Origin of the sequence: Nitrospina watsonii (assembly GCF_946900835.1) — a bacterium.
Classification (GTDB): Bacteria; Nitrospinota; Nitrospinia; order Nitrospinales; family Nitrospinaceae; genus Nitrospina; species Nitrospina watsonii.
Window position 1 is genome coordinate 2,985,933 of the sequence record NZ_OX336137.1, and the last position, 25,982, is coordinate 3,011,914.

30 protein-coding genes are annotated in these 25,982 nt (G+C 57.9%); 4 read left to right on the forward strand and 26 right to left on the reverse strand.

Annotation, left to right across the window (positions count from 1 at the left end; genetic code table 11):
- Nucleotides 1-71: 71 nt before the first annotated feature.
- From QML71_RS13940 to QML71_RS13960, 5 genes are all read right to left on the reverse strand, one after another.
- Entirely contained in the window at nt 72-1,067 is a 996-nt protein-coding gene (locus QML71_RS13940) for an electron transfer flavoprotein subunit alpha/FixB family protein (protein WP_282012536.1), read from the reverse strand.
- Between the two features lie 211 nt (nt 1,068-1,278).
- The gene (locus QML71_RS13945) at nt 1,279-1,707 is read right to left on the reverse strand and encodes an OsmC family protein (RefSeq protein WP_282012537.1); all 429 of its coding nucleotides are present in this window, start codon (nt 1,705-1,707) and stop codon (nt 1,279-1,281) included.
- Nucleotides 1,708-1,883: 176 nt separating this feature from the next.
- The gene (locus tag QML71_RS13950; protein WP_282012538.1) at nt 1,884-2,483 is read right to left on the reverse strand and encodes a response regulator; all 600 of its coding nucleotides are present in this window, start codon (nt 2,481-2,483) and stop codon (nt 1,884-1,886) included.
- A 43-nt stretch (nt 2,484-2,526) separates the two neighbouring features.
- Nucleotides 2,527-3,630 (reverse strand): saccharopine dehydrogenase family protein, encoded by a 1,104-nt coding sequence (locus QML71_RS13955; RefSeq protein WP_282012539.1) that lies wholly within the window; start codon nt 3,628-3,630, stop codon nt 2,527-2,529.
- A gap of 357 nt (nt 3,631-3,987) precedes the next feature.
- Nucleotides 3,988-4,782, reverse strand: coding sequence for an electron transfer flavoprotein subunit beta/FixA family protein (locus QML71_RS13960; protein ID WP_282012540.1), 795 nt, complete (start codon nt 4,780-4,782; stop codon nt 3,988-3,990).
- Nucleotides 4,783-4,844: 62 nt separating this feature from the next.
- Here QML71_RS13960 and QML71_RS13965 point away from each other — a divergent pair, with 62 nt between their 5' ends.
- Together QML71_RS13965 and QML71_RS13970 are read left to right on the forward strand one after the other, a co-directional pair.
- Nucleotides 4,845-6,476 (forward strand): hypothetical protein, encoded by a 1,632-nt coding sequence (locus QML71_RS13965; RefSeq protein WP_282012541.1) that lies wholly within the window; start codon nt 4,845-4,847, stop codon nt 6,474-6,476.
- Nucleotides 6,477-6,831: 355 nt separating this feature from the next.
- Nucleotides 6,832-7,116, forward strand: a complete 285-nt coding sequence (locus QML71_RS13970; RefSeq protein ID WP_282012542.1) for a hypothetical protein — start codon at nt 6,832-6,834, stop codon at nt 7,114-7,116.
- Nucleotides 7,117-7,119: 3 nt separating this feature from the next.
- On the opposite strand, the gene QML71_RS13975 is transcribed toward QML71_RS13970, so the two are convergent.
- Nucleotides 7,120-7,710 (reverse strand): sigma-70 RNA polymerase sigma factor region 4 domain-containing protein, encoded by a 591-nt coding sequence (locus tag QML71_RS13975; RefSeq protein WP_282012543.1) that lies wholly within the window; start codon nt 7,708-7,710, stop codon nt 7,120-7,122.
- Between the two features lie 8 nt (nt 7,711-7,718).
- The gene (locus QML71_RS13980; protein ID WP_282012544.1) at nt 7,719-8,276 is read right to left on the reverse strand and encodes a hypothetical protein; all 558 of its coding nucleotides are present in this window, start codon (nt 8,274-8,276) and stop codon (nt 7,719-7,721) included.
- A gap of 127 nt (nt 8,277-8,403) precedes the next feature.
- Here QML71_RS13980 and QML71_RS13985 point away from each other — a divergent pair, with 127 nt between their 5' ends.
- Complete coding sequence (locus QML71_RS13985) at nt 8,404-9,285, forward strand: XRE family transcriptional regulator (protein WP_282012545.1); 882 nt, start codon at nt 8,404-8,406, stop codon at nt 9,283-9,285.
- Nucleotides 9,286-9,548: 263 nt separating this feature from the next.
- Here the strand turns inward: QML71_RS13985 and QML71_RS13990 are convergent, their stop codons facing one another.
- The 19 genes from QML71_RS13990 to QML71_RS14080 form a co-directional block, all read right to left on the reverse strand.
- The gene (locus tag QML71_RS13990; RefSeq protein WP_282012546.1) at nt 9,549-10,058 is read right to left on the reverse strand and encodes a hypothetical protein; all 510 of its coding nucleotides are present in this window, start codon (nt 10,056-10,058) and stop codon (nt 9,549-9,551) included.
- An 11-nt stretch (nt 10,059-10,069) separates the two neighbouring features.
- Nucleotides 10,070-11,248 (reverse strand): hypothetical protein, encoded by a 1,179-nt coding sequence (locus QML71_RS13995; RefSeq protein WP_282012547.1) that lies wholly within the window; start codon nt 11,246-11,248, stop codon nt 10,070-10,072.
- A 15-nt stretch (nt 11,249-11,263) separates the two neighbouring features.
- Entirely contained in the window at nt 11,264-11,710 is a 447-nt protein-coding gene (locus tag QML71_RS14000; protein WP_282012548.1) for a hypothetical protein, read from the reverse strand.
- 2 nt (nt 11,711-11,712) lie between these two features.
- Nucleotides 11,713-12,066 carry a hypothetical protein gene (locus tag QML71_RS14005; RefSeq protein WP_282012549.1) on the reverse strand — a complete coding sequence of 118 codons (354 nt, stop codon included), beginning with the start codon at nt 12,064-12,066 and terminating at the stop codon, nt 11,713-11,715.
- Nucleotides 12,067-12,373: 307 nt separating this feature from the next.
- Nucleotides 12,374-15,403 (reverse strand): hypothetical protein, encoded by a 3,030-nt coding sequence (locus tag QML71_RS14010; protein WP_282012550.1) that lies wholly within the window; start codon nt 15,401-15,403, stop codon nt 12,374-12,376.
- Nucleotides 15,404-15,421: 18 nt separating this feature from the next.
- Nucleotides 15,422-15,739 carry a hypothetical protein gene (locus QML71_RS14015; protein ID WP_282012551.1) on the reverse strand — a complete coding sequence of 106 codons (318 nt, stop codon included), beginning with the start codon at nt 15,737-15,739 and terminating at the stop codon, nt 15,422-15,424.
- Nucleotides 15,740-15,743: 4 nt separating this feature from the next.
- Nucleotides 15,744-16,118, reverse strand: coding sequence for a hypothetical protein (locus tag QML71_RS14020; RefSeq protein WP_282012552.1), 375 nt, complete (start codon nt 16,116-16,118; stop codon nt 15,744-15,746).
- Nucleotides 16,115-16,795 carry a head-tail connector protein gene (locus QML71_RS14025; protein ID WP_282012553.1) on the reverse strand — a complete coding sequence of 227 codons (681 nt, stop codon included), beginning with the start codon at nt 16,793-16,795 and terminating at the stop codon, nt 16,115-16,117. Before QML71_RS14025 ends, QML71_RS14020 begins: the two co-directional genes overlap by 4 nt.
- Nucleotides 16,796-17,113: 318 nt before the next feature.
- Nucleotides 17,114-17,503, reverse strand: coding sequence for a hypothetical protein (locus tag QML71_RS14030; protein ID WP_282012554.1), 390 nt, complete (start codon nt 17,501-17,503; stop codon nt 17,114-17,116).
- A 153-nt stretch (nt 17,504-17,656) separates the two neighbouring features.
- Nucleotides 17,657-18,847, reverse strand: coding sequence for a phage major capsid protein (locus tag QML71_RS14035; protein WP_282012555.1), 1,191 nt, complete (start codon nt 18,845-18,847; stop codon nt 17,657-17,659).
- A 303-nt stretch (nt 18,848-19,150) separates the two neighbouring features.
- Nucleotides 19,151-19,678 (reverse strand): HK97 family phage prohead protease, encoded by a 528-nt coding sequence (locus QML71_RS14040; RefSeq protein WP_282012556.1) that lies wholly within the window; start codon nt 19,676-19,678, stop codon nt 19,151-19,153.
- Nucleotides 19,679-19,848: 170 nt separating this feature from the next.
- A complete protein-coding gene (locus QML71_RS14045; protein WP_282012557.1) occupies nt 19,849-21,096 on the reverse strand; it encodes a phage portal protein in 1,248 nt (415 codons plus the stop codon).
- A 342-nt stretch (nt 21,097-21,438) separates the two neighbouring features.
- Entirely contained in the window at nt 21,439-21,870 is a 432-nt protein-coding gene (locus QML71_RS14050; RefSeq protein WP_282012558.1) for a hypothetical protein, read from the reverse strand.
- Nucleotides 21,867-22,427, reverse strand: coding sequence for a Panacea domain-containing protein (locus QML71_RS14055; protein ID WP_282012559.1), 561 nt, complete (start codon nt 22,425-22,427; stop codon nt 21,867-21,869). Before QML71_RS14055 ends, QML71_RS14050 begins: the two co-directional genes overlap by 4 nt.
- Nucleotides 22,428-22,614: 187 nt before the next feature.
- Entirely contained in the window at nt 22,615-24,039 is a 1,425-nt protein-coding gene (gene terL, locus QML71_RS14105; protein ID WP_345742356.1) for a phage terminase large subunit, read from the reverse strand.
- Between the two features lie 53 nt (nt 24,040-24,092).
- A complete protein-coding gene (locus QML71_RS14065; RefSeq protein ID WP_282012560.1) occupies nt 24,093-24,539 on the reverse strand; it encodes a hypothetical protein in 447 nt (148 codons plus the stop codon).
- A complete protein-coding gene (locus QML71_RS14070) occupies nt 24,532-24,918 on the reverse strand; it encodes a hypothetical protein (RefSeq protein WP_282012561.1) in 387 nt (128 codons plus the stop codon). The genes QML71_RS14065 and QML71_RS14070 overlap by 8 nt, the downstream gene beginning before the upstream one ends.
- The gene (locus tag QML71_RS14075; RefSeq protein WP_282012562.1) at nt 24,915-25,274 is read right to left on the reverse strand and encodes a hypothetical protein; all 360 of its coding nucleotides are present in this window, start codon (nt 25,272-25,274) and stop codon (nt 24,915-24,917) included. Before QML71_RS14075 ends, QML71_RS14070 begins: the two co-directional genes overlap by 4 nt.
- A gap of 17 nt (nt 25,275-25,291) precedes the next feature.
- Nucleotides 25,292-25,480, reverse strand: a complete 189-nt coding sequence (locus QML71_RS14080; protein WP_282012563.1) for a hypothetical protein — start codon at nt 25,478-25,480, stop codon at nt 25,292-25,294.
- Between the two features lie 164 nt (nt 25,481-25,644).
- On the opposite strand from QML71_RS14080, the gene QML71_RS14085 reads away from it, so the two are divergent.
- Nucleotides 25,645-25,982, forward strand: a 338-nt coding sequence (locus QML71_RS14085; RefSeq protein ID WP_282012564.1) for a hypothetical protein, incomplete at its 3' end; no start/stop codon positions are given.

The window sequence follows — 25,982 nt, forward strand, 5'->3', positions numbered from 1 at the left end:
CTGACGTTTCCACATAATGCGGAACCCTTCGTGCCCGCCGCAGGGGTGGCCGCAGCCTGGATAGGAGGCGGTCAGGGACTGAGAACTTTTTTGAACTCGGCCGTCATCACCGGCAGGATATCCAGCACGTTGCCAACGATGCCGTAATCGGCGACGTCGAAGATGGGCGCGTTCGGGTCTTTGTTGATGGCAACGATGCAGCGCGACGACGACATGCCCGCCAGATGCTGCACCGCACCGGAGATGCCGCAGGCGATGTAGAGATCGGGCGAAACCGTCCGACCCGTCTGCCCGACCTGATTGGAATACTCGCGCCAGCCGTTGTCCACCACCGGACGGCTCGCGCCGACGGCGGCGCCCAGCACTTCCGCCAGCTCTTCCAGCAGTCGGAAGTTTTCCGGTTTCTGCATGCCCATGCCGCCCGAGACGATGATGCGGGCTTCGCTGATATCGAGTTTGCGTCCGGCCGCCTGCACCACGTCCTTGATCTTGAGACGCAGCCCGTCCTCGGGAATCTCCGCCGTCACCGTTTCCACCGGGGCCGCTTCGGCCGCCGTGGCCTGGCTGGGACGGAACACGTTGGGCCGGAGCGTCAGCAGGCAGGGCCGGTGTTCTCCAAACTGAAAGGTGATGTGTGCCTTGCCCGCGTACACCGGGCGGCGCGCTTTCAGGGTGTCGCCCTCTACATCGAGCGCGATGCAGTCGGTGGCCAGCCCCACCCCCAGTTTCGCCGCCAGCGCCGGAGCCAGTTCCTTGCCGTGGTTGGTGGCGCCCATCAGGACGACGGCGGGTTGCCGCGACTGGATTTGCGCCGCGAAGGCCTCGACCAGACCGAGGCTGTTGTGCGGGTCCAGATGGGGATGCTGGATCAGCAACACCTGTTGCACGCCGCTTCCAGTCACCGCTTCCGGCACCGTGGCGTCCGGGCCACCCGCCAGCACGGCGGTCGCCGTCGCTCCCAGTTGTTCCGCCAGCGTCTTGCCGGCATGGAGCGCTTCCAGCCCGACCGGCTTCACCTGCCCGGCCAGCGTTTCCACCCAAACCCAAATCTGTTTGCCGTCGTTCATGCTCTCAATTCCTGTTTCGCGGGATGCTCGTCGCCCCGCATGGCGCCACCCGGAGCGCTCCCATATTAAACCGGAAGCGCCCCGGCGGGCAATATTTTATCAAGGCCCGTTTAGGCTTTTTTATATGAGCCGGGAAACTCCCCGTCCCCGCCCAAAAATAAAAACCCCGGGAACAAACGTTTCCGGGGTTTTTTGAAACAACTGAAACTGTTTACTTCTTCAGCGTCGCCTGCAGGCTGATGGCCGGGCCTGCCAGCGCCTTGGACACCGGGCAACCGACTTTTGCGGCTTCCGCGATTTCCTGAAATTTGGCTTCATCAATATCGGGGATGGTGGCTTCCATCACGAGATCGATTTTGGTGATGCCAAATCCACCCTCGACGGCTTCCAGGTGTACGGTAGCCGTGGTATGCACCGAGTCCGGGGTGAATCCGGATTTGCCCAGCGTCGCGGAAAAGGCCATGGAATAGCATCCCGCATGGGCCGCGGCAATCAGTTCCTCAGGATTGGTGCCATCCCCTTCTTCAAACCGGGAGGGAAACGAGTAGGGGCCTTCGTACGCGCCACTGCCCAGTTTCATGGATCCTTTGCCTTCCTTCAGACTTCCGTTCCAACGTGCCGATGATTTTCGTGCAGCCATGGTTCTCCCTTCCTTCTTATAATTAATTGAATTGAGGTCGGTAAAATAGGTAATTGTTGTAACAAAGATGGGGCAACCTGTCCAAGGTTATATTTTTAGAGGAAGGAGCGGGCAAAAAGATTTTTTTTCGGCTCAGATTTTTACCCTAATGCAGGATTTGGCCGTGTTTTTGACGCTCAAGCAATTTGAAACACTTCCTTTACCTTCAACAAAAATTCCTGTTTGGAATAGGGCTTGGCGAGAATGCCGTCACACCCCGCCTGGCGGATCTGTTCCCTATCCACGTCCGTGCACAGACCGGTGAGGGCGACGATGCGGGCCGGGCAGCGTTTCTGCTCGATTTCCCAAAGCCGAATGGAGCGGGTGGCCTGCAATCCATCCATGCGCGGCATGCGCATATCCATGAAAATGAAGGGGAAGGGGTTGCGCCGAAACTTTTCCACCACTTCGATGCCGTCGCTGGCAAACTCAATCATGCAGGGAAAGGCCCCCATGTAGTACTTAATGAGAAGCCGTTGCTCCGGCGAATCCTCGGCGAACAACACCCGGAGCGTTTGCAAACCCCGGGGCAGGCGCAGGTCGCTTGCCAGCCGCGTCATGGACGGGGTATCGCCCGGGGTTTTATTGAGGATGTCGCAACTGAACCGGCCTGCCGGGGAAGACCGGACCCATCGGCCCGGTGTGATATCGGATTTCACGCCCAAAGTCTCCGGTGCGGCATCCTTGAATGCAGACAGGACCATCTCTTTGGGCCCGCAAATGATGTTAGAAATCATAAACCTCAATGGGCCCTTCCGGCCGCCGGTTCCCCATCACTTTTCAAATTTCCGGAAAATCCACACGTGATGAAGCCGGGTCCGAATTGTATAACGCCCCGTTCTTCGTTTTAAAAAACAAGTCCAGTGGAATCGTTTCCTGCTGGAGAAATCCTTTGTGCGGCACCTCCCCCTGGGAGACCAGTTCGACCGTGGCGCAGACCGATGCCGCCGTGGTCCAGGAAATGGCCCGCCACACATGGCCCGCGACCTCTTTCGGATAATAACTGCGAACAAACTCCACGCGTCCCAGCTTTTTTTTACGCCAGCCTTCCACGGCCGCATACACGAACACCACGTCGTCGTTGACCGGCGGTTTGGCATTCACCAGAATCTCGCCTGCCATCTTGCGGTCATGACGCAGATACAATTCGTTGAAGAAAAACCGCATCAACTTATTGTGCCCGGGGTAACGGATGGTTTTGTAGTTGAGTTTTTCGACCCGGCCTTCGTAAGTCTCGCACATGGTGCCCAGACCGCCGGACGTGGAGAATGCCTCCAGTTGAACACCGTCGATGACAACGGTCTCCAGATTTTCCATCGCCGGAACGTTGGCGCGGACCCCATCCTGAATGACTTCGCAATCGTTGAGGTATTCGTTGACCACCCCCTCCGGCGACCAGTTGAAGGCATAGCCCAAAAGGCCGCTCGGGTTCTGCGGCAACGCCCCCACACGCAATTCGATGCCGCGCAGCCGGGTGAAGGTTTTCGCCAGTTCCGCGCCGACAATGCTGATATAGCCCGGCGCCAGCCCGCATTGCGGCGCCAGCACGCCTTTGCCCTTTTGCGCTATTTTCCGAATGGCCGCGGTCGTCTCCACATCCTCGGTCAGATCGAAATAGTGAATGCCCAACGCATGCGCCGTCGCCGCCACCTCGATGTTCAAATGGTAAGGCAGGCAGGAAATCACCGCATCCTGGCCCTTGAGCAATTTCGACAGGGACTGCTTGCGCGTGGCGTCTGCCTGATGCACCGCAAACGGCAAATCGCCCCGGCCGCCGCTGTCCACGCCGGTAACACGGAACCCGGACTCATGAAGCAGCAATCCCACCAGCTTGCCCACTTTGCCCAGGCCGATCACCAGAATCGATTCGATCTTGCTCGCCACATCCCCTCCCAGAGTCCTGCTGATTTTCCGCTGAATGCCTGTCTAATTGTATGATTTTTCACATTTTTATGTCTGATAATTCAACATAAATCGATACATTTTTCAGGTAAACCCAGCGGCATGCTTATCGGCAAGTCCTAATAAAATCTTTAGGCCTGAACACCCTTTTTTCAGGAATTTCTGAAAATTCGGGCTTTCGGTTGGGTATGAATCTTGAGCTGCATGCAAAAAAAGGGGAGGCTGAGGCCTCCCCCTTTGCTACGCTATTTACAGACGCGTTTCTTACAGCCAAACCCTGCGCCGCCAACACAATCCCCGTCCGTCCCGGCAACCCTGCTTGACAGAAATGCCGCCGGGTTACACCACCTTAATCTCGTCGCGCAGGATCTGGATCAGTTGGGCGCTGATCTCTTCCGCGCTGCCTTCCAGCATGACGCCTTTTTTGCGGGCTGGCGGTTTGGCCAGATCCACCTGGGTGATGCGGTTGGCGGTCGCGCCCTGACTGGCCGCATCGAATCCGATCGCCGCTGCATCGAGCACGGCAATTTCTTTTTTCTTGGCGGCCATGATGCCTTTGAGCGACGGCAGCCGGGGTTCGTTGAGTCCTTTCTGACAGGTCAGTACCGCGGGCAGAGGCGTTTCGATGAGTTCCGATCCGCCTTCGATCTGCCGCGTCACCTCGGCACTTTTCCCATCGCCGCCGACGTTCAATTTAGTGATCACCGAGATGAACGGCAGTCCCAGCAACACCGCCAGCGCCGGACCCACCTGCGCCATGTCGTCGTCCACCGCCTGGCGGCCGCACAGAATGAGATCGTAATCGAGCGTGCGGATGCCCGCCGCCAGCACCTGGGCCACGCCTAAAGAGTCGAGTCCCTCGAACGCCGGGTCGAGCAGATGCACCGCCTTGTCCGCGCCCATGGCCAAGCCCTTGCGCAGGGTGTCCTTGAATTTTTCCGGACCCATGCTGATCAACGTGACCGTGCTTTCGCCGTCGGCTTCTTTCATGCGTACGGCTTCTTCCACGGCGAACTCGTCATAAGGATTGAGCACGCGCGGCAGGCCTTCGATCTGCACCGCGCCGTCCTTGATCTCAATGGCGGCGCCGGTGTCGATGACCTGTTTGACGCAAACGAGGATATTCAAAGCCATCTCCGTCCTTTTAAAAAGTTTCGAACCAGATTTGTTGGTAATTATCGCAAAGTTGCCTGAAAATGATACCAGTCAATGTGAATCCGTCAACTCTGGAAAAACCGCCTTTGCAAAAACCGACCGCACCGCAATCCAGTGCCGCTCCACCACCCCGCGCTATCGCGCCGCAGGTCCACCCCGCCGATGAGGTCCGCCTCATTGCGTGGGCGCGCGCATTCATCTATGTCTGGGCTGTCGCCTGGTTTTTGCTGATCAGCGCCGATCCGGACCTGTGGGGTCACATCCACTTCGGCCAGTCCATCGTCGAACAAGGCGCCGTGCACCAAACCAATCCCTACTCCTACACCGCCGAGGGGTACCGCTGGATCAATCACGAATGGTTGATGGAAGTGATTTTTTACGGGATTTACCAGGTGGCGGATTCCACCGGCCTCATCCTCGCCAAACTGTTACTCAGCCTCCACATCATTCATCTGCTTTCGGGGCTCCACTTCGCCCGCACACGCAACGTCACCGTCTATCTCGCCCTGTTCCTGCTGGCGATCCCGGCGATGTCGGCAGGATTCATGACGCGACCGCACCTGGCGACGTTTCTGTTTTTGACATGGATGGTGGTGGCGCTCCACAAATTTTTCGACGGCAACCAACGCGTCCTCCGCTGGCTGCCGCTCCTTTTTCTGGGATGGGTGAACAGCCACGGCGGCGTGGTGGCGGGACTCGGCATCTTCGGCCTCATTGTCTTCATCGAAGTCGTGCGTGGCTGGAACTCCGGCGAGCGCGCGCCGCGCCTGCTGGCCGCAACCTTCGCAGCGTGCTGCCTCGCCGTGCTGGTCAATCCCTACGGTTACAGACTGTGGGTGTTTTTTTACGAATCACTGGGCCAGGAACGCATCATCACCGAATGGCTGCCGGTTCCTTTATGGAGTGCCGATTTCATTCAATACAAAATTCTGGCGGCGCTGTTTGTCCTCAGCTGGTTTCTGCCGACGAAAAAACGCATCTGGGAAATCGTCGTGCTGACGGTCGCCCTTGTTTATGGATTCAAACATCAGCGCCACACGGTGCTGGCGGTGATTCTGCTGTTGCCCTACCTGTCCATGCAGTACGGCCACACCCTCGCCAAACTCGATGTGCGCACTCACTATATGAGGCTGTCCCATCATTTCCACTGGGCGGCGCAGGCGGTGATGCTGACCTTCATGATTTTTTTTCTGATCAACCGCGGACAACAATTTGCCGACAACCATTACAAAATCTGGGTCGAGGCCAGCATCTACCCGACGTATGCCGCCGATTTCATGCAAGCGAACGGTCTCGACGGCAATGTCGCCGTGCCCTTCGACTGGGGCGAGTACTGGCTCTGGAAGTTTCCGGACTCGAAGATATCGATCGACGGACGCTTCCGCACCGCCTACCCGCAACGCATCATCGATCTCAACCGCGCCTTCGCCGAAGGCCGGCCCGAAGGCCGCAAGCTGCTCACCGAGTTCCCCACAGATCTGGTGCTGACGGCACGCCACGAGGCCGCGCACCGCACCATGGAACACCAGCCCGGCTGGGTGAAGATCTATCAGGGCCCGATCTCGAAACTGTTCGTGCGCACCAGCGAACCGCCGCACCCGGCATGGCAACGATTTCTCGCCGGAGACCTGATTGATCCCGGCCGCACGCCTCCTTATGCGTTTCCGGGGTGATGCCGTTTTGAAAAGGTGTTAGATTGAAAGAGAGTTAATGAAGATACCAAATGGTTTTTCCTTTTAAGGAGAGCGTTGCATAACCGAATTGAAGAACCAAAACATAGATTCTTCGCTGACGCTCAGAATGACACCTCCGGGCCCAGCGTGTCATTCTGAGGAGCTGAAGGCGACGAAGAATCTATGGTTCACTCTTTTAAATTATGCACAACTCCTCTTAACCAGGGAACGCTTACAGAGTGAGGAGCTGGAAAACCATCAAAAATGTTCCCTCCCCTTACGGGGGTCACTCACGGAGTGATGGACGCGGCGGGCTTGCTTTTTACCCTTTGTGCCCAATTGGAAGGATAATTTTATGAACACCGTCACACTGACTATATTCGGCGTGCTGATTGTCGCGCTGGTGGTGCTGGTGTCGCAGAACACGCTGGGACCGATCGTCGCCCTGGGCATCGCGTTTCTGGTGCCGCCCGCATTGGGCGTCCTCACCGGCTACATGGTCGGCGCCGGCACCACGCTGCAACGAAAACGCAGTCCCGTTTTCTTCTGGACCTATTTCACGCTGTACACCGTGCTGGGCGCGGTCATCCTGTTCATCGGCCTCAGCGCCACCCCCGTGCCGCCAACCAACACGCCTTGACCTTCAGCGAATACGCTCCTCGATTTTCTTGAGCGCGGCTTTGATGTGATCGGCCAAAGCCTGGCTGGAGATGCGCATCACCTCGGCCGCCTTTTTCTTTTTGAGTCCACCGTAAAACACCAGGCACACCGCGGTCAGTTGCTTGTCCGTCAATGCCGCGTCATTGAGATCAACCTGCGCCGATTTCAAATGCGCGAAGTCCGGCCGCGGCTGGTAGCCGCCCGCAGGCGCCTCCCACAACCCGGTGTTGACCATCGCTTCCAAAACTTCCGGCGAGGTCAAGCGCAGGTGATTATCGATGTCATCCATCGCCTCCGCGTCAAACACCGCATGCGTCTCCGCCGCCAGCGCGCTGTCGCCGCAGCCCGGGCCCGTCGCCGCCATGGGATACCGTTTGAGAAAGGACCCGACGCCCCACTCCATCAACTCATAGCGGTAATGCTGCTGACAGAGTTTCAACGGACCCGGAATGCGTGCCGCCGCACCCGCCGTACCCGCACCGCTCAGGTTCACCGTTTCCACCTCGCCCCAACAGGGTTTGGCCGCCCAGCGTTCCACATCGCACCGTTTCGCTTTTCGTCCCCTGTCTTTCATAGAACGCCTCAATGAGATTGCCTGGTTTGCAGGTACTGGTTGAACTGGTTCTCATCGCACTGCACGTAAAACCGGAACCACTCCGGCGGTCGCGGATCGTTGAGGTCGCGCACACACTCGGCGGGCAGCGCATCACCGGCACCGCGCACCGGCACGCCATTCACATACTCGCGCCCGCCCGCACTCTGCACCCGCCAGTACTCGCGGCCCAGCCGGAAATGGAACCACAACTCGTCGAGGCTGGGCGTCGCCGCATACTGCACGTTGCCGCAATAAAAACATTTGTAGCCCGCTTCGAACGGGGCCAACCCCCGACGGCCGCATCCCTTCTTCACCGTCTCGCCCGACTCCAGCGTGATCACCGTCACCGGACAGCGCAACAACCGCCGCCGGGGCGCACGCAGCACCGCCAACCGCTGTACTTTCAGCCGTCTCGATGCCAGACGGGACGACGGCACCGCCTCCCCCGCCACCGGTTCCGTTTTGATTTCAGGACTCCCCGGCCCGGTGCTATAATGACGCGATTTTCCAGGGACACACCCTTTCACTCCCTTTTCCGGTAGCATGGCAACTCCATTTTCTGCGTTGAATAAAACAGGCCGATTGCATTTAAAAAGGACTTTTGTCCTTCCTTGTGCTATAGTATGGGACACTTGTCCCTTTGTCAACAATTAAGTTGGATATGCCCATTTTATGAACAAGGTTTTAAAACGGATCGAGGCCCTGCAGAACAGTGAGACGTTGACGCGTTTCTGCCAGGACACCGGCGTCAATTACGAGAAGCTGAAAAAAAGTTTTCAGCGGGACACGCTGCCGGATTCGGAAACGCTGGCGCAGATCGCAAATTTTTTCCGATTGGATCTGCAATGGCTGGTGTCGGGTCAGGCGGGCGCGTCGCGTTTGCACACGCGCATCAGCCGCAACCTGAAAGAGTGCCGCACCACCAAAGGCTGGTCGGTGGAAGACCTGGCTCAGCGCATCGGCATTCCGGGCCACGTCCTCGATCAATACGAAAAAGGCAAATGCACGGTGTCGCTCGATCTCATCCAGGACGTGGCGCGCAAACTGAAGATCGACGCCCGCATGCTGTTGTCCGAGGATCGCATGCTGACGGTGCAGGTGCCGGACCTGAAAGTGTTCCAGACGGCCAACACGCCCGCCGCGCCGAAGATCGCCAACGAAGATTACATCTCCATTCCGCTGACCGACTCCTCCATCGCCGCCGGGCACCCGATCATTCAGGAAAACAACATCGAGGACTACGTGCTGCTGCACATCCGCGCCGCGGGCAAGCGCACCAACCTGGTGGCCAGCCGCGTCGATGGCGATTCGATGGAACCGATGCTGTCGTCCGGCGACATCGTGGTCATCGACCGCAACGACAAGAAGATCGTAAAGAACAAAATCTACGCCATCTTTTATGAAGACGGCCTGACGGCGAAATACCTGGAGCGCAAAAAGCACCTGCTCATCCTGCGCCCCATCAACCCCACCTCGGACGTGCAGATCATCGACATGTATGAAAACCCCGACCCCATCGTCGGCCGCGTCATCGGCGCCTGGAAAGAACTTTAATTTTTTCAACCACAGATGAACACAGATACAAACAACTCAATAAGGAAGAACCGATGGACTCCCCCTTCTCCGAAGGGGGCTGGGGGCTTTTTCCTTCAATTCGTCACCTTGAGCGTATGCAAAAGGTGAAACTATTAATGATTTCACCCATCGAGATCCTTCACTCGTGAAGGATGATTAAGGAAGAATCCCCCTAGCCCCCTTTACAAGGGGGGACCGATCTCTCGCATGATTCTATCTGTGTTCATCTGTGGTTTCATTTTTCAGGGATTCACCGGCCAATTGACATCCGTGCCCACATCGAACGCGATCTTTTCACTATCGGTCAAACCGGGCAGGGTGGTGGCGGCGGCCTGGGCCGCCTGGCGCACACTTTTGATCCAGGCGTTGGCGGTTTTGAGCTGATCGATTTCATCCTGTTCCGCGGGCGTGAAGCTTCCGTTGACAATGCCGTTCAGCAACAGCTCGTTGGAACGCGCCAGCATCTGCTTCTGTCGGGTGTCGCCGCCGGTGACCGCCAGGATGCGCCGATCCGCCTCCTTTTCTATCGCCACCGACAGCTCCTGTTCGGACGGCACATCCATAACCGGCGTGTTGCCGTCTGCGATCCATGCCTGCACCTGCCGGTAATGACGGTTGCCGGGATCGGCCGGGATCACCGCGCCGGTCTCCATGTCCAAATACCCGCCGGACCGCAGCGCTTGGTACGGTGCCGCCTGAACCGGCCCGGCCCACAGCGACAAAACAGCGATCATCGAAACAATCCATCTCATTTTTAGATCTCCTATAATTCAGCGTCGGCAGTCATATGGATCGATAAACGATCATTATCGTTAGCTGCGGAGGCAGACGATACCGCATAGACCGCGACCTGATCATTAATGTGTTGTTGGCTGAGGGGCTTGTCGGTGGAGTCGTCGATATTGCGGCCATTATTATTTGCCGCCGAGGGGTTGTATAGCGTGATGGTGGGGCTAGCCCGCATGCGGACCGGGAACCGCCACATAATCGATGCGACCCCAGAGTTGCCGTTCCAATACAAAGATCCGGTGACACCAGCGTTCTGAGCCGGGGCCGTCGCGATAGGGAATGTCTTAGCGAAATACCGTTCGCATAGACTCAATTCCAATCCTAAAGGCCGCCGCTCAAACTCGGTCGCCACGGAGCCCTTCTCGACCTGCACGTTAGCAATGTCAAGTGTAAAGGTTTCGTTCACTGCGGATTGGGCGACCCGTATGTCCAAATAGTCATCATCATTGGTCCCGATGGTTTTCCCGCTGATGGAAGGAACGGCAACTGTAAACGTCTTCTTAGACCAACTACCGGTAAAACTATAAGTCCCCACATTTACTGCAACATCTGAGGATGGCGCGCCTCCGGAGCCAAAAACCTGAACCAGAAAAACCGTCAAATCCGTAGCCGGAGCGGTGCCCTTCACCCAAAACGAAAGCGTAATGGTTTCGCCAGCAAATGTTCTGACGTCCTCGATACGCTGGACGATTTTGGGCACCGGACTCGATCCGCCCGTGGTTTGGTCATGACGCAGAAAAAATTCTGGCTCGCCCGGAACATCGACTTGCCCCAGGGCGAAAGATTGCCTTGATATTGTGACCGCACCACCACCTCCTTTTTCATGCCACCAACGATCCGCTGAATAACCCGTAGCCGTGAAGCTCGTCCCCCGTTGCCAGATGCGGAAATTACCGTTGATGAGGGCATTCTTGCCGCCGCGGGCGATCACCGGGTTTTCAATGCCCGCCGCATCGAGCTGGTACAGGTTGCCATCGTCCCGGAAATACAGCTTGCGATTGCCGGACGGAGGGTTCGCGGGCGGCGTCACCTGTTCCGGAAACAGGACACTTTCATCCGCCTTCAGATCGCCTTTATAAGTGATGGCGCCGGCCCAGGACACAGTCCCAAGAAGGGCGGTCACCATACCGGCGAGAACGATAAACCTTTTCATAGTTGGGTCACTCCTTTAAGGAAGGGGTTGAGGCTGGTAATGCACGACGAGGGTGATCTCGGAGCCGGCCACGGTCGATCCCACGCTTTTCACTTTGAGGCCGAAATCTTCCAGCGTCGAAAAGCTGAGGGCGGCGATCGCCGTGGCGGCGTTTTGCAATCCGGCAGAAAGCGACGCCACCTTGCTTTGCTCGGCTCCGTTTTTAAGCACGTCCACGGAAAACGCCGCGCCCTCTGGCGCCTGCCGCGCGAAGAGCGACAGTTTCGTGATGGCGACGGCGGCTTCGAAGCGGAACCCGTCGAACACCACCTCCTCATCGATGGCTGCGCCCGCAAGGTGCACGCACAGGGTCTGTGCGGCGGCTTCGTCCAGCTTGTCAGCCCAGCTCGCGACATCGGCCGACCACGAGGTGCTGCCGGTATCGGGCTGGGTGAGATTCAATCGGGGGGTTTGAGTCGGCATGGTTATTGTCTCGCGTAAGTGTGTTCGAGGGTGATCTGCAACGAGTCGCCCGCGCCTTTGTTTTTGACGGGGAAGGTGATGCGGGAGAGCAGGCTGCCGCCGGAGGCGGCATTGAACAGACCCACTTCAGTCAGCGCGCCGGTGCCGACGCCGGGACCGAAGTCGGCGACGTACACCACCTTTTTATCCGTGCGTGATTTTGAGGTGAAAGCGACGCGCGTCAACTCGGTTTCCAACGCGGTGTCGGCGGGCGACTCAACCGTCTGGCCCGTCCCCACCGCCATGTGGCTCATCGCCGCTGCGGCCTGCTCGGCCAGCTGGTCGGCGATGTGTTGCAGTCCGGCATCTACGATCATGGGTGTGTCTCCTTGCTGTAGGTGGAAGGAAGAATCATGAATCCCCCTCATCCTGGCCTTCTCCCACCAGGGGAGAAGGTATTTTAATCACTCCCTCTCCCTCAATGGGAGCACTCCAGAGTGACGGGCTGGGGTGAGGGTGGACAATGCGGCTCCTCTTTTTGAATAGAGTTCATAGTCACGGTTCGTCCAAACCTGTCCTGTGCATTCAAAAGCTTCCTTTTAATGATGGTGAACCGCTCTTTCACGGAGCCGTCGGGTGCGGTGAGGGTGACCGTGACGCGCTCTTCTTCAATCAACCCGCCGTTCACAGCGCCACCTTGCCGCCCCAACCGCTGTCGCCCCAGCTTTGCGCGCCCCAACCACCGAACTCGTTCACGAACGCGGCATCGGCCAGGCCAACGCCCTCCTGCCAAACTGCGGCGTACTGGGCAATCGACGACCACGCCTCGGCGGCGAGGGGGGTGTCGTTCAGGTTCAGGAATAGAACGTTCAACCGGAACAGGCGCAGGGTCACGACCAGGGTGTGCAGGCGCCGATCTTTACCGGAGGCAAACCGCTGCGCACCGGGGAGCACCAGTCCCAGCATCCACGCGCCTCCCAACTCGGATTGGATTTCCACCACGTCGCCGGGTTCGAGCTCGAGGTGGTTCGGGAACACTTCCATCTCGACGAGGGTCTGCGGTCGCGAGCTTTCGGCCAGGTAAAACCGGGCGAGGTCTTCCGCCTGGTCCGTTGATCGGGTCCAGTCGAATTCAAATAGCGCCGGATGCTCCTGTTGACCGTAGAGACCGATGTCGGAGGTGTCGGATGCCGCCGTCCAGCCGCGCCGTCCGCCTTCCACCCAGTTGCGGTCGTAGCGCAACTCAATGAGGTTGACCACATCGTCGAACGGCGTGCGGTAAAACCGCATGCGCAGCAGCCCGGTTTCGGCATCGCGGACCACATCCGCCTCGGCAAGCGTTTTCACTTCCAACCCCAGCGCGGTGTCGTAATCGTTGAACGGGCGAAAGGTCAGGCGCGCCTGCCCGTCGGCATTCCACATCAGCGCGCAGCGGCTTTCTTTCATCCAGCGCCTCCACACGTCGGCGAGGGCGGTTTTGGCAGTGAGGACTCCCGCCAGCGAATAGCCGCCCGGCAGTGCCGCCGCCAGAGCGCTGCCCGCATCATTGAAAGCGGCGCCATCGAGATCCGCGTCGCCCAGGCCGGCGGCGTTCAACAGAGACCAACGGAACAGGTGATCGGGGCGTTCGATGAGGGCGCTCGGCGTACCGGTGAGGGTGCCCAATGCATCGTCCTTCACGCCATCGACCTCGGCGCTGACCGCATCGGTGGTCACCAGGCGGCGGCGTGCGAACTCGATTTCAAACGCGGCGTGGATGATGAACGCGGTGCGTCCGTCCTGCGTGCCGGTGTACTCGATCTCCACCACACGGTTGGTGAACCAGCTCCAGTCTCGATTGACCAAACCGGTGATATCGAAGAAATTGATGACCGTCTGCGTGGTCTTGTCGGTGACTGCCGCCACCACTGGACTCGATCCATGTTGTGTGACGTCGCCGCCCTTCACGGTATCGAGGCCATTGCCCTGTGTCGCCGGATTGGGCGGATAGAACAGCGTGCGCTCGACAGACAGGATCTCGAACCACATGGAGCCGTTGTTCAGTTTGAAGTTCCAGGTGTCGCCGCCGGGTCCGCCGCTGACAGTGAAGGTTTGCGTGTAATCGAAATCGCCGCGGCTGGGATTGAACGTGCCAACGGTGCGCACGTCCGCGCCATCGACGAAGGTCGCCACCGGATTGGTGCCGGTAAAGGTGATGGTTTTGAAGCGCCAGTTGACACGGAACTCGGCGCTCAACACACTCCCCGCAGGCGGCGCGGGAAAGGTGATCGGCACGGTGTAGGGACCGACATCGGCGGGACCGGTGACGTGACGGCTGCCGCCGGGTCCGGTGGTCGCGCCCTGTACGGTGATGTGGTCGGCTTCCGACGTCGCGCCGTGCAAATGGTCGGGGTTGTTGACCGGAAAACCCAACGTGTCGAGATGCGTGTGGGTGATGTCGGTCGAACCGGAAGTGAGCGCCACATCGTCCGCAGACGGAGGCGACAACACCCCCACCTGGCCCAGGCCTTCAAAGCGGGCGACCACGGTATCGTTCGGCAGTTTTTCCTCGACGAAATGCTCGACGCGCAGAAACACTTTATTGATCTCGCCCAGCGCGGGCATGACGTCGGTCTGCTGCAATTTCAACAGAGGTTGAAACTGATTGATCTGCGCGTACCGGGTTTTGCCGGAAGGGTCGGTGGCCTTGATCGCGTCCACCGCCGTGTTGCCCGCCGCCACGGCATCGAATTGGGCTTGTAAAAAGCGCGTATCGATGGACTGCGTGCGGCGCGGCTTTTGGTTGAACACCACCTCGCCGTTGGCCACATCGACCGTGTACAGCGCCGGGTCGGCCGGTTGCCCGGCGACCTGCACGTTGCGGATGTCGGCGATGGGGTAGGCCGGATCGGAAAACAGGTAGCGGTGATCGGTCACCCACTCCAGCACTTCATCGTCGGCGTAATGGTAATCGTTGACGCCGCTGCACCCGGTGAACGTGGCCGGTGTGGTGCCGGTGTAGGCGATGAGGTCGTCGTTGACCACCAGTGTGCCGGTGGCGGGAAAGCCGGTGGTGTCGGCGACGTCCAGCGTGGCGGCGCCCGGGGTGGCGACGGAAGTCAGGCGCGTGGTGCGCGTCTTCCTCACCAGCAGGCCGGGCGCGCGATCGACACGACCGAACACGATGGGCCGGATCTGGCCGATGGCTTTCTCCGGCGCGTCGGGATAGTCGGTCAGGGTGAGGGCGCGGCCCAACTGTTTGCGTCCGTAAAAGGCGTGCAGGTCCACCAATCGCACCCGGCAATGCACCAGGTCGAACTCGATGGGGTCCACCAGGCGGCCGGTCACGAGCGGCACAAGATCAGCCGCGCCCAGGCCCGCATCGTCAAACCACTGGTAGAGGGTCACGGTGGCGGCTTCCGGCGGGTAAATTCGAAACCAGTCGGAAAAGCGTTGCGATCCGGTCGGGAACGCAACCGGTGTATTGATCACAGTCAGGGTGAGATGCGTATGCGCCTCGGGCACCAGTCCACCGGCGCTGCGCGGGGCGAGCTCGCCCCAGTCGGCAACCAGCGGCAACCAGGTATCGTTTCCGATGACAAGAAGCCGGTCGGCCAGTTGCAGCATTAGCGCCGGGTGGCCGCCCACTGCGGGCCAGTCGATCTGGAGCAGGTGCACGGGCCGCTGCGCGGACTGGTTTTTGGCCGCTTCGAATGTGGGCGTGAAAGTGCGCATGAGGGAAAGGGGTGGAGGTTATTGAAGGCTGCGGTCGTTCGCGTTCATCAACCGCAGGCGGTCATGGATGGAAACGCTGTTCTGTTTTTTGCGGCGATGCACCTCTTCGCGCACGCGCGCTTTCAGGATCTGCATCAACGCCGTCTCCCAGTCGGGCGTTTTCTTGAGTTCGCGGTAAAAGTCGGCGCGCAGGGAAACAGGTTGCGTGAATGCGGGGGTGCCGTCTTTCAACTTCACCGCAACGGGAAACACGAAGGTGTGCCCCACTTCCTGGATGTCCTCCACCTGCACGTCGAAAGCGAGGTCCGCAAGGTTGATGCTTTGCCAGTCGATCATGAGATCATTCCTTTCTGAGCGTGATGGTGCCGGAAAACCGGTCGGGCACGGTTTCTTCGAATTCGAAATCGTTGATCCAGCGCACGGTGTGGACGCCGCCTGTGGCATCGACAAACTCGAAGGCGTTGAACGCCTGCTGCACCGTCTGGAAAAAGGTTTTGAGCGCGCTGTGGTCGGCGGGCGTGATGCGATCGAACACCAGCTCCCAGTGTTCGCGGAACGTCCCGGTATCCTGCACGTGCACCGTGCCGCCTGCCGTTTCCCCCAGCGTCTGGCCGGGATAACGGCCCGTCCTCTTTACAGGAAAGCGCGGCGCTTTAGCAGGCGTCCATTGCGCCGTCGGCGCGGCCTGGGTCGGAAAATAAAAAGCGCTATTCATCGGCCACCTTGCAAGCTGAAGAGACGAAACGGTTGCCACAGGGCCTCGACCTGCGCAGGCAGGGCCTCGCGGTTCATCGCGGCCAGGCCCGTCACCTCGTCACCGGATTCGAACAGCCATTTCTGGTTGGCATAGAGCAGTTGCGTCCAGATCAACAAACCCTGCTTGATCGATTCCGGCACCGTCGCAGCCGCGCCGTACCCGGCAACGAACTCGATTTCCACCGCGTTCGCATTCCGCAAACCGGACGGCCACGAAGCGGAAGCGTTCAACACGATGCGCCCCGGCTGCGACGCGGTATCCACAAAATACCGGACGCTGTCAAAGGTGGCGGCCTGGTTGTCCGCACCGTAGGTTTTGAGGAAGGTCACCGACTGCAACGGCGGCAGAGGGAGATGGATGATGGGCGACACGCGGTCAAAATGATCGACCGGCAGATCGAAGTATCCCGAGTGAGGCGCTTCGCATCGGCTGGCGCGGGGGAATCCGTCGAGCCACACCGTCCAGGTTTGGGTGACCAAGGCGCGGCCGGTCCACGCTTCACAGGCGCGGCGCACACCGGCGAGAATGCACGTGATGAGCGCATCGTCATCCGCTGACGTGACTTTCAGGTACGCCTTGACCTCGGCCAGCGACAACGGCTCTTCGGCAGGGGCGGTTTTCAGTATTCGTGCCATGGAAAAAAGTTCCTTTTATAAGGAAGGATTAAATTCAGAAGGACCCATCTTTCCTTTAATAAAGAAAGAATTCATTGCTCCCCCTCATCCCGGCCTGTCACTCCATGAGTGCTCCCGCCAGGGGAGAAGGGACCGGGCTACGCCCGGAGGAAACGGGTTGTATTTGGAATGCGCCTTTCGACCCTCGTTCGCTTCCTAAGCTTTGTCCGGTTTGCGGCAGGCCACGCCTGCCCCCCTCTCCCTTGACGGGAGAGGGTCGGGTGAGGGTGATTGATGTATTCCTTATTTATAAGGAAAGAGCGTTCGGAGGATTTTGGATCACGCCACCGGCGCCTGGGCGGGGTGGCCGCGCAGGACAATGCCTGCCGCCTGCACCGAGGGCGTGGTGCCGGCGATGGTCAGCACGGCGCGGATGTACCGCTTGCCGCCTTTGTAACCGACACGCTGCACGCTGTTGGCAGCAAGGTTGGCGAGGGTGCCTTCCATGTCGCCCGCGGCGACGGCGGTGAAGGTCACGTTGTCGTCGGACTCTTCCACTTTCGGCGTGTACACCTCGTCGGTGTCGGTGGTGTCGGCAACGCCGGAGCTGAACACGACCATGGTGGCGTCGTGACCTTGCAGGTCCACGCCGGAGCCGTTGGCGCTGGCAGTGTAGGCGGCGGGAGCGATGGAGTTCACCGCGTCCATATTGCTTTGCATGTCTCGCATGATTTGTTCTCCTGGGATTGGAAATGTTTAAGAGTGAAGAAAGTCATCCATGACCTTCTCTCCTTAAAGGAGAGAAGGTTTGAAGGAAGAACCCCCCTGCCCCCTTACAAGGGGGTCTTGCTGAGGAGTCCTTTCGCTCCCGGCCTGGCCGGGTTAAGCGGCGATTTTCTGGATGACCAGGGCTTCGAAGTTGGTGACGTCGCCGCCGGTGTGCTTGGTCGTGTAGAACAGGACGAACGGTTTGGCGCTGAACGGATCGCGCAGCACGCGCACGCCGGAACGATCGACAATCGTGTACGCCTGTTTCCAGTCGCCGAACGCAATTGGCAAGGCGTTGGCGGAAACCGACGGCATGTCCTCCATGCGCTCGATCGGGTGACCCAGCAGCATCTGCGGTTCGCCTTCCTTGATGCCCGGCTCCCACAGGTAACTGCCGCCGCCGTCTTTCAGCTTGGAGATGACTTCGATGGTGGCCCGCGACATCATCCACCGTGCATTCCGGATGTACGGTGTCTTCAAGGCGTAGAACGCGGCGCGCAGGCCATCAGCAGTGATCTGGCTGGCGTGGCCAGAGTTCACCTGCTGCACCTGGCCGGGATGGGTCATGCCCGCGGGGTAGGTAAGCAGGCCGCGCGGTTTGTCGATGCCGTCGCCGTTGATGAACGCGGAGTTTTCGACGTACGACATCTTCGCCGCAATCTTGTGGCTCAGCCACTCTTCGACGTTGACGCGCGCGTCGTCGAGCAGCTTCTGCGTCGCCTTGGGCATGGCGTAGAGCTCGTGCACCGGGATGCGGCGCACGCCGATGGTGGGCGTGTCGGTTTCGCTGCGCACGCCGGTCTCGGAAGTCCAGCCGACCTCGGTGTCGCTCAGGTCTTCCGGAATCTCCAGCGCGTCGCTGCTGATCGTCTCGACCGTGGCGAGGTGACGCAGCGGCGAGCTTTCGGTGATCTGCATGATGACGCGTTGCGAAATCTCGGAGGTCACCCAGTACCCGCCCTGCGGATCGCTATCCGTCGAGAGCAGTTTGACTTCATGCGGGGTGAGCGCGTTTTCACCTTTGCGCAGGTAGGAGTTGATGGCCTGCTTGCGTTCGGGATCGCCGTGGAAGGCGCTCGCGGGATGGCTCTCGAACAGGGGGCGGTTGAGTTGCGTCTCGATGCGCTCCATGCGGCTTTTGACTTCGTTCAGATCCTGCACTTCGTGCACGAGGCGATCGACCTGGGTTTCCAGCAGCGGGTCCTTGCGGCCTTTCTCCAGCTCGCTGAGACGCTGGTCGTTGCGTGCTTTGAATTCCTGGAAGGAATGATTGATGTCGTGTACCAATTGTTTGATGTCCTGCATGGGTGGGTCTCCTTGTGGGTGGGCAAAGTGAAACGGGGGTTGAAAAGATAATGATTTATCACAAAGTATGTTCTCGTTAAGCGGATGTCCCTTATTGTTCCCTCCCCTTTACAAGGGGCACTCACGGAGTGACGGGGTGGAGTGGGGTAAGGAAAAGGGCTTCATTACCTCCCCTCGATCCCCCTCCTTGGAAAGGAGGGGCCGGCTAAAAGCCGGAGTAAACGTGAGCCTATTAAGAATTACGCTCACCGACCATCGTACGGCCGGCAACGCATTGGACCGTTGCTTCCGGACGCAGTCCGGTTAAGCTCGTAAGGTGGTGAGCAGGGACTGAAGCGAGTTGGCAAGCGCCAGGGGGCCGTGCGTCTTGACGCGCGTCACGCCCGCTTCCGGGTTCATGGGAAACGTGACGAGGCTGTACTCGAGCAGACGGATTTCTTTCAGGTGGCGCAGGCGGAAGTCGTTGGCGTCGGTTTCTTCACGCACCGTCTGGAATCCGATAGAAAGTCCGGTATGGCCGCCGATCTGCGCCGCCATCTTCATGAGGGAGTGGCGCTCCCGCGCCGCCTGCACGTTGAGGTCGAGCTGGCCGCGCACGAACAGGCCGTAGTCGTCCTCGCGCGCCTCCAGGTTCCAGCCCACCTGCCGCGCCGGATCGTGGTGATCGAGGATCGGCACGCGGCCCTGCGTCTCCAGCAGCGAGTGAAGGAACGCGCCTTTGTGCACGACGTCGAGGCCGAGATCGACGTTGCCGAACGTCGCGGCGTAACCTTGAAAGCGGCCGCTGTCCGACACGTCGTCGAGTTTGAATGCGAAGGATTTGTATTCCATTTAAGAACACTCCAAGAGGAAAGGATTCTGTTTTTCACTCCCTCCCCTTTACAAGGGGCACTCACGGAGTGACGGGCTGGGGTGGGGTAAAGAAAGGAAAAACACTCCATTACCTCCCCTCAATCCCCTCCTTGGAAAGGAGGGGGAGGAATTACCTGAGTAACGCTTAATCAGTGCACCGTCGGGGGATCGCGGTCGTCTGAAGGAGGAGACTTGGCGGTGTCGTCGAGAGCCGCGAGGTTTTGCGGCAGGAAGACACGGTTGCCATCGGGCACAGCGTCGTAGCCCACCATCTCGCGCTTCTCGTTGAGGGTGAGGAAATGCGACTGCACGGCACGCCGCCATAAGGAATCGCGGTCTTCAGACAGGGCCTCGATGCGGTCGGCGTCGTAATCCAAAAACAACGTCTCGCCGAAACGCGGCAGCAGCCAGTTGTTGAACGCATCGCGGAGACGCGCAAGCACCGGCAACACCACTTCCGTGTACAACGCCTTGCGTGCTTCCCGGCGGTTGCTGTAGGTGGCCGGTTGCAGGCCGATGAGCTCCGGCGGCACGTTGTAGATCTGCGCGATCTGCAAGGCGCTGAAACGCAGGCCGTCGATCCAGTCCATGTCGCGCGGCGAAAGGCCGATCTCTTTCCACTCGATGTCTTCTTCCAGCAACAGCGGCGTGCGTGCGTTGGCAATGCCCTGCACCTGGTCACGCATTTCGTCCTTGAGGCGCGTGTACTGTTCGTCGGTGAGCCGCTTCTTCGAGACGAGCGCGCCGGAAGGCACGGCGGAGTTTTGCAGGAGCGCCGCATTCCATTTGTCCGATGCGTTCATTTTGTCCACCGAGAGCGCCGCCACCTGGACGGGGGAAAGGCCGTACCAGTCGTCGAGCGGGTGAAACAGTTTCAGATGCAGCACCTGTTCCGGCGCAAAACGCACCGTCTGGCCGCCGACCGTGTACTCGTAACCGCGGATGAAGCGGGTGGGGTCGGGCAGGATGGTGATGCGGTCCGGACGCAGGGCGTAGAGTTCCGTCGGCGGGGTTTTGGCGTGCGCGGCGCGGCTCTCGGGTCCGACCGCTTCCACATACGCGTTGCCGGAAAGGTAGAGGTGGGCGACGCAACGCTCGATCAGTTCGAATTTGCCTTGGAAGGGGTTCGGCCGGTCGAAGAGTTTGAGAAGCGGGTGCGCGGAGACCTCTTCCAGGTCGCCGTCGGCTTTGCGCTGGTAGAGCGACCACGGCACGCCGGCGGCGGCTTCCGCGATCTCTTTGACGCAGGCATGGACGACGCTGTTCTGCATGTAGCCTTCGCGCGCCAGCGATTCGTAACTGCCGCGCAGACCCGAGCCGGGACGCAGCGGCATGAGCAGGGTGAGCGCACGCGTGGTGGCGCTGACTTTGCGTTGAAACCAGTCGGTGATGTTCATAAGCGAGGCGTTTCCGTCGAAGGAAGGTTGGAAGGTAAACGGAAGGGAGTTGCGAGGTTGCGTGGAACAACCCATCAACCCGTCCTGCATACAGCAGACAGGACAAGGTGGGATTTACCTAAACGGTTATGCAAAAAGGGGTTGGGGGACTGAAAAGGGAGGGGTGGGGTGGCTTGAGGAAAAACCAAATTGTTCAAAAGTTAGCTTTGTTCAAAAATATTGAACATCGTGGTTTTCTGAACAAATCAAAATTATGCGGGGACTTCCAAAAATAAAAAAGCGGCTTCAGTCGCCGCCTTATCCACTTGCCATAAAATAGTTTCTGCATGCCCGATACCATATCTAGCTTAATGTTTTTAATGTTTCTTTTAAACTCTCCTCCTGAATGAAACTTATGTCCTCTGATCTGATTGAACATTCAATCAATTCTTTAAAAATATCTATTGGCAAACAACCTAATTCACGCACATCTCTTTCTTTAAAAAATTTTCCCAACCAATCGTTATATGTGAATTCATAAAATTCATTTAACAACACCCATGTATTCTCATTTAATAAACATTTCCCTTGTGGGATAAAAAAATTGGGGTATTTATCATTTAAATTACAGCCATTAATTTCTTGTTTATAGGCTGGATTGCTTGTGGTTTTCGCTATGAGGTAAACGTTGTTTAAAGTGGGGGCGTCATTCAGAACGATTAAAATTTTGTTACCTGGTTCCGAACTGTCGTGAAATTCAAAGGAGGGATCATGAATAACTGTACCGGGTCTCAACTATAATTCCTTAGCATATCTTTATAATCGTTAATTTTTTCCTTTATATCTTCTGGAAGTTCATCATTATCGAAAACGTATTCATAAGGAATTTTCTGTTTCGGTTTTTTTTGAACTTCATAAACTTTATGCCAAGGCCCATCTTTTATATGAGTTTCTTCAACCATTTGATCTGACGTATATTCCTTAAACTTACTAGCTAAATCTTTCAATAAACGCCCTTCCCTTTTTGTAAAATGAGAGGGGTCAAAATCCACTTTGGGCTCAGGGACACACATTTCCCTTTTTTCTATCCTAGTAGTTATTGTTTTGACTTCTATTTTTTCTTCAAAATCCGATTCAGGAAAATCTATTTCAGTATTAAGCGAATCAGGTACAGGTCCTAACCGGTAAGCACTATAGTCTAAACCTGTTACACTCCTTCCAGTTTCTTTAAAATGTTCAAAATCTAAAAAATAAAGAAGTTTAAATAATTTAGTTTTGCCGCACTGCTCGGTATTTCTGCAAAAATAAATTATTGCATTCAGGAGTTTATCTCTTTGGTGAGTAATTATCACGATGATTTGGAAGGGAGAAATTATTTATTCTTAATAAGGAGCTTATAAACTTAACGCAAACAAAAAAGGCCTTATACCTCCTTAAATTCACTTTAATATTATGGGCACCTTTGCCAAGCAAATCAATAAAAAGTCAATAAATATAATATTTTTAGGTTATTGTGAAGTCTGTTTTCACGATACAGAATTACAATAACCGCACCCTCGGGCCGGAGTGATGGGCCTGGGTGATCAGGGAGAAGGTCATTTCGAGGGCGTCGGGGCCGTCGTCGTGGTCGGCTTTGGGGAAGTAGCGAAGCTGGTCCAAGAGCTGGGTCTGGTGGCGGCGGAAGCGGATGACGCCGTTCTTGATCTGCGGCTGGATTTTGGTGATCCGCAGCACTTTGTCGGTATTCGGGCGCAGGCCCTCCACCGGCAGATACAACCGCCGTTTCGCGCTCTCCTTGATAACGAGGTCTTTGAACAGTTCCTGGAACTGAATCTCCTCGATGCCCAGCACGGCGAGTCCGTACCGTTGATGGTAGGCGAACAGGTCTTCCATGATGGCGTCGGGATGCCGCTTTTGAATGTCCGCTTCCAGCACGTCGATGCAGCCCTCCGCGTCCACACCGGCGATGACGATGGCCGACGGGTCCGCCTTCTGCGACTGCTTGCCGAGTGAGGGATCGACGGCGCCGTAAATTTCCGTGTATTCCCCGCCAGCCAGTTTGCGCGCCACCTCCGTCTCGTCCACATAACGAAACCAACCCTCCTGAAACAGGCAGTCATCGGGATTGATCGGCTGGTTCTGTTTTTCGGAATCGAAGTACGCCGGGCCGTCGCTCACCCGCATCTTCATCAAATAGTAATAGTCCTCGACCTTCGGCCACAGCACCTCGGTGCCCGCCAGCATCTTCTTTTTATGCTGTTGAAAAAACCGATCCGCTTCCTTTTCCTTACGCGCAGCGAACAGGTGTTCCCATTCTTCCCACAACGGCGACGCCGACCACGCCATCACGGCGCACCAGGTGTCGGCCTGCCAGCCGGGACGCTTCAATAAATGCGCCAGTAAGGAATCGTAATGCAGCAACGTGCCGACGACGAGGTACACCGAGTAGCGTCCGCCGATCTTCATCAGCGCTTTGAAAAACCATTCGCGGTCTTTGGCGCGTTGTTCGGGCGAATCGATGTTCTCGTCGCTTTCCAGATCGTCGCAGATGATCAGGTCCGGCCGTCTGTGACCGTGCCGCGCGCCGCGCATGGCCTTGCGTTTGCCCCAGCATTTGAGTTTGATGCCGTTGGCGGTGATGACCTGTCCCGATTTCCACGTCCTGCCTTCGCCGCAGGCTTTCGGGAAATCCTCGATGAGGCGTTCGTTGACTTCCAGCTCCGCCTTGATGAATTCGAGGAAGTCCGCCGCCTGTTCGGTGGTGTCCGACACCAGGCCGATGAACTTGCGTTTGCCCGCCGCGATGCACCACAACGGCAGGATCAGGGAGGTGATCGTCGATTTGGCGTGACCGCGCGGCGCCGCCTGGGCGATGCGGGAGGGGAACGATCCCTTGCCGCGTTGCTTCGGCGACTGGGCGCGGTCGATCGCCTGCTGGAACCGCCGGTAGAAGTGGCGGTGCATCTTCGACGGTTTTTCCGTCAGGTAATGGGGGAAGTAGGTTTCCGCAAAGAACTTCAGTTCCCGGCACGCCCGTTGCCGCCGCTCCTCTTTATGCTCGGCGCTGGTGCGTCCGAACGGGGTGATGGCGCGGGCGAGGCTGCGGCGGATGTCGGCGTAGCCGTGGGCCAGTCTGGAAATGCTTTTGAATCCTGCCACGTCTCTTTCACCTTTTCTCCGATGGCCTCCAGATGGTCGCCCACAAATTGCGCCATGCCGTCCTCGCCCTCATCCAGCAGAAACCGCACCACAGCGCGCAGCGCATCGATCAGCAACGCCTCCTTGTCCGCCGCCTGCTCCTGCATGAGCGTTTTGCGGATGTCGAGGATGTGGCCGACGTACATGCCGTGGATGCGGTGCAGCTGCACCTCCTCCGGCGCGTGCCGCAGGATGTCCTGGATCGACTGCCGCAGCGCGGTCACTTCTTCCAGCAAAAGCAGCAGGGCGGGATCGGGTTCAGTCATGGGTTTGCGAGGCGCCGATGTTCTGGTTGACCACCCGGTTGAGTTCATTGAGCTGTTTGAAGATGCGGCCGATGGCGCTTTCGGTGCGGCCGGCGGTGTGGTGGAAGCCGTCCTTGTGCACGAACTGTTCGTACAGGTATTTGTGATCGGCCAGGCGCGACCGTTCCAACACCTCCAGGCCGTTTTCCAGCTTGTCGATGCGTTTTTCCAGCTCGCTGCCGCGCTCATCGATCTTGGCCTTGAGCTCGGTTTTGACCTCGGAGAAATGGCGGTCGTTTTCGGCAATCAGTTTTTTCATCAACCAGCCGACCACCCAGATCCCGACCGTCAGCAGCAACGTGACATAGGGCGTGAGCAATTCAATGAAAGGGAAGTTCATGGTTCGTGACTTTGCGAAACAGGGGGAACGGGAGCCGTGGACGGAACGTTCATCGGCGCCACCTCAATCAACAAGGCGTCGGTGAAAAACCAGGTGTGGCGGCCCGTGCCGTCGGGATCGCCGCACAGCTTCGGTTCGCGGTCGTTCAGCACCACCGTGTGCACGCGCCGCACGGGGAAAGTGCGGTCGCGGAACGGGTCGTAACGCAACACCAGTTGCCCGGCCGCGTTCAATCCCCACAGCGCATCCGGCAACCGCACGCGCTGGGAGAGAGAAGAACCGGGTTCGGCACCGGCCAGAGAGACCGCCAGGAGAGGGGTCAGGAAAAAAATGAAAGAAGCGAAAAAACGTTTCATGACAAACCCTCTCCCTGTTATCGGAATACGCTTTTGGTCACACCCGCACGCAGAGTGCCGAGTCCGATGCCTTCCAGCAGCGTGTTGAAGTGCGGACTGGAGACGAACGTGCCCAAGGATTCCTCGCCGCTCATGATATTGAGTATCGAAATGGCAACCATCATCGCCGCCACCATGTAGGTTTTTTTTCCTCGCAACCAGTTCATGATTTCTCCCTTAAATAGTGAACAGCAAACACAACCTGTGAAGGCAGGCGGAACGGACCGGCATGAACCGGTCCGTTCCTCTTCAGGGCAGGCTGGCGTCTTGTGCGCAGCAAGACGGGTGAGGTTGAAGCCGGGAAACAGCCCGGGCTGGCAACGGGATCCTCGTGATCACGCGTCCGCCTGCGTGCAGCCGTTTGCCACCGGCTTCTACAAACAGCGCGCCGCGCAAGGGATTGCGCACGAACCGGCTTGGTTTTAAAGGAGTTCGTGCTTTAAAAAAGGAGGGAAGAGTTATCCACAAAGTTTCCGGGTTGTGGAAAGTTTGTGAGAAACATTTTTTTATTCAGGCAATTAACCTGTTATTGCACGACTTATTTTTGAATGACCCGACTGCTCTTTTTTTGGGGTTGAATTGCAGCGGGACGTTTTATATATTCAACGCGTTCTCTCCTCACACACATTTTCGTCCACAAACGTTTTCACGCATAGAAGGGGCTGGGTT

What these genes read in the sequence shown, in the direction of transcription:
- QML71_RS13985 (WP_282012545.1), top strand. Translation starts at nt 8,404, where the DNA reads ATGAACAAGGTTTTAAAACGGATCGAGGCCCTGCAGAACAGTGAGACG.
- QML71_RS13980 (WP_282012544.1), bottom strand. Translation starts at nt 8,276, where the DNA reads ATGCTACCGGAAAAGGGAGTGAAAGGGTGTGTCCCTGGAAAATCGCGT.
- QML71_RS14025 (WP_282012553.1), bottom strand. Translation starts at nt 16,795, where the DNA reads ATGGCACGAATACTGAAAACCGCCCCTGCCGAAGAGCCGTTGTCGCTG.
- QML71_RS14020 (WP_282012552.1), bottom strand. Translation starts at nt 16,118, where the DNA reads ATGAATAGCGCTTTTTATTTTCCGACCCAGGCCGCGCCGACGGCGCAA.
- QML71_RS14040 (WP_282012556.1), bottom strand. Translation starts at nt 19,678, where the DNA reads ATGGAATACAAATCCTTCGCATTCAAACTCGACGACGTGTCGGACAGC.
- QML71_RS14075 (WP_282012562.1), bottom strand. Translation starts at nt 25,274, where the DNA reads ATGAAACGTTTTTTCGCTTCTTTCATTTTTTTCCTGACCCCTCTCCTG.
- QML71_RS14030 (WP_282012554.1), bottom strand. Translation starts at nt 17,503, where the DNA reads ATGCGAGACATGCAAAGCAATATGGACGCGGTGAACTCCATCGCTCCC.
- QML71_RS13950 (WP_282012538.1), bottom strand. Translation starts at nt 2,483, where the DNA reads ATGATTTCTAACATCATTTGCGGGCCCAAAGAGATGGTCCTGTCTGCA.
- QML71_RS13970 (WP_282012542.1), top strand. Translation starts at nt 6,832, where the DNA reads ATGAACACCGTCACACTGACTATATTCGGCGTGCTGATTGTCGCGCTG.
- QML71_RS13975 (WP_282012543.1), bottom strand. Translation starts at nt 7,710, where the DNA reads ATGAAAGACAGGGGACGAAAAGCGAAACGGTGCGATGTGGAACGCTGG.
- QML71_RS14000 (WP_282012548.1), bottom strand. Translation starts at nt 11,710, where the DNA reads ATGCCGACTCAAACCCCCCGATTGAATCTCACCCAGCCCGATACCGGC.
- QML71_RS14080 (WP_282012563.1), bottom strand. Translation starts at nt 25,480, where the DNA reads ATGAACTGGTTGCGAGGAAAAAAAACCTACATGGTGGCGGCGATGATG.
- QML71_RS14035 (WP_282012555.1), bottom strand. Translation starts at nt 18,847, where the DNA reads ATGCAGGACATCAAACAATTGGTACACGACATCAATCATTCCTTCCAG.
- QML71_RS14045 (WP_282012557.1), bottom strand. Translation starts at nt 21,096, where the DNA reads ATGAACATCACCGACTGGTTTCAACGCAAAGTCAGCGCCACCACGCGT.
- QML71_RS13965 (WP_282012541.1), top strand. Translation starts at nt 4,845, where the DNA reads ATGATACCAGTCAATGTGAATCCGTCAACTCTGGAAAAACCGCCTTTG.
- QML71_RS14065 (WP_282012560.1), bottom strand. Translation starts at nt 24,539, where the DNA reads ATGACTGAACCCGATCCCGCCCTGCTGCTTTTGCTGGAAGAAGTGACC.
- QML71_RS13995 (WP_282012547.1), bottom strand. Translation starts at nt 11,248, where the DNA reads ATGAAAAGGTTTATCGTTCTCGCCGGTATGGTGACCGCCCTTCTTGGG.
- QML71_RS14005 (WP_282012549.1), bottom strand. Translation starts at nt 12,066, where the DNA reads ATGATCGTAGATGCCGGACTGCAACACATCGCCGACCAGCTGGCCGAG.
- QML71_RS14010 (WP_282012550.1), bottom strand. Translation starts at nt 15,403, where the DNA reads ATGCGCACTTTCACGCCCACATTCGAAGCGGCCAAAAACCAGTCCGCG.
- QML71_RS14070 (WP_282012561.1), bottom strand. Translation starts at nt 24,918, where the DNA reads ATGAACTTCCCTTTCATTGAATTGCTCACGCCCTATGTCACGTTGCTG.
- QML71_RS13990 (WP_282012546.1), bottom strand. Translation starts at nt 10,058, where the DNA reads ATGAGATGGATTGTTTCGATGATCGCTGTTTTGTCGCTGTGGGCCGGG.
- terL (WP_345742356.1), bottom strand. Translation starts at nt 24,039, where the DNA reads ATGCACCGCCACTTCTACCGGCGGTTCCAGCAGGCGATCGACCGCGCC.
- QML71_RS13940 (WP_282012536.1), bottom strand. Translation starts at nt 1,067, where the DNA reads ATGAACGACGGCAAACAGATTTGGGTTTGGGTGGAAACGCTGGCCGGG.
- QML71_RS13960 (WP_282012540.1), bottom strand. Translation starts at nt 4,782, where the DNA reads ATGGCTTTGAATATCCTCGTTTGCGTCAAACAGGTCATCGACACCGGC.
- QML71_RS13945 (WP_282012537.1), bottom strand. Translation starts at nt 1,707, where the DNA reads ATGGCTGCACGAAAATCATCGGCACGTTGGAACGGAAGTCTGAAGGAA.
- QML71_RS14015 (WP_282012551.1), bottom strand. Translation starts at nt 15,739, where the DNA reads ATGATCGACTGGCAAAGCATCAACCTTGCGGACCTCGCTTTCGACGTG.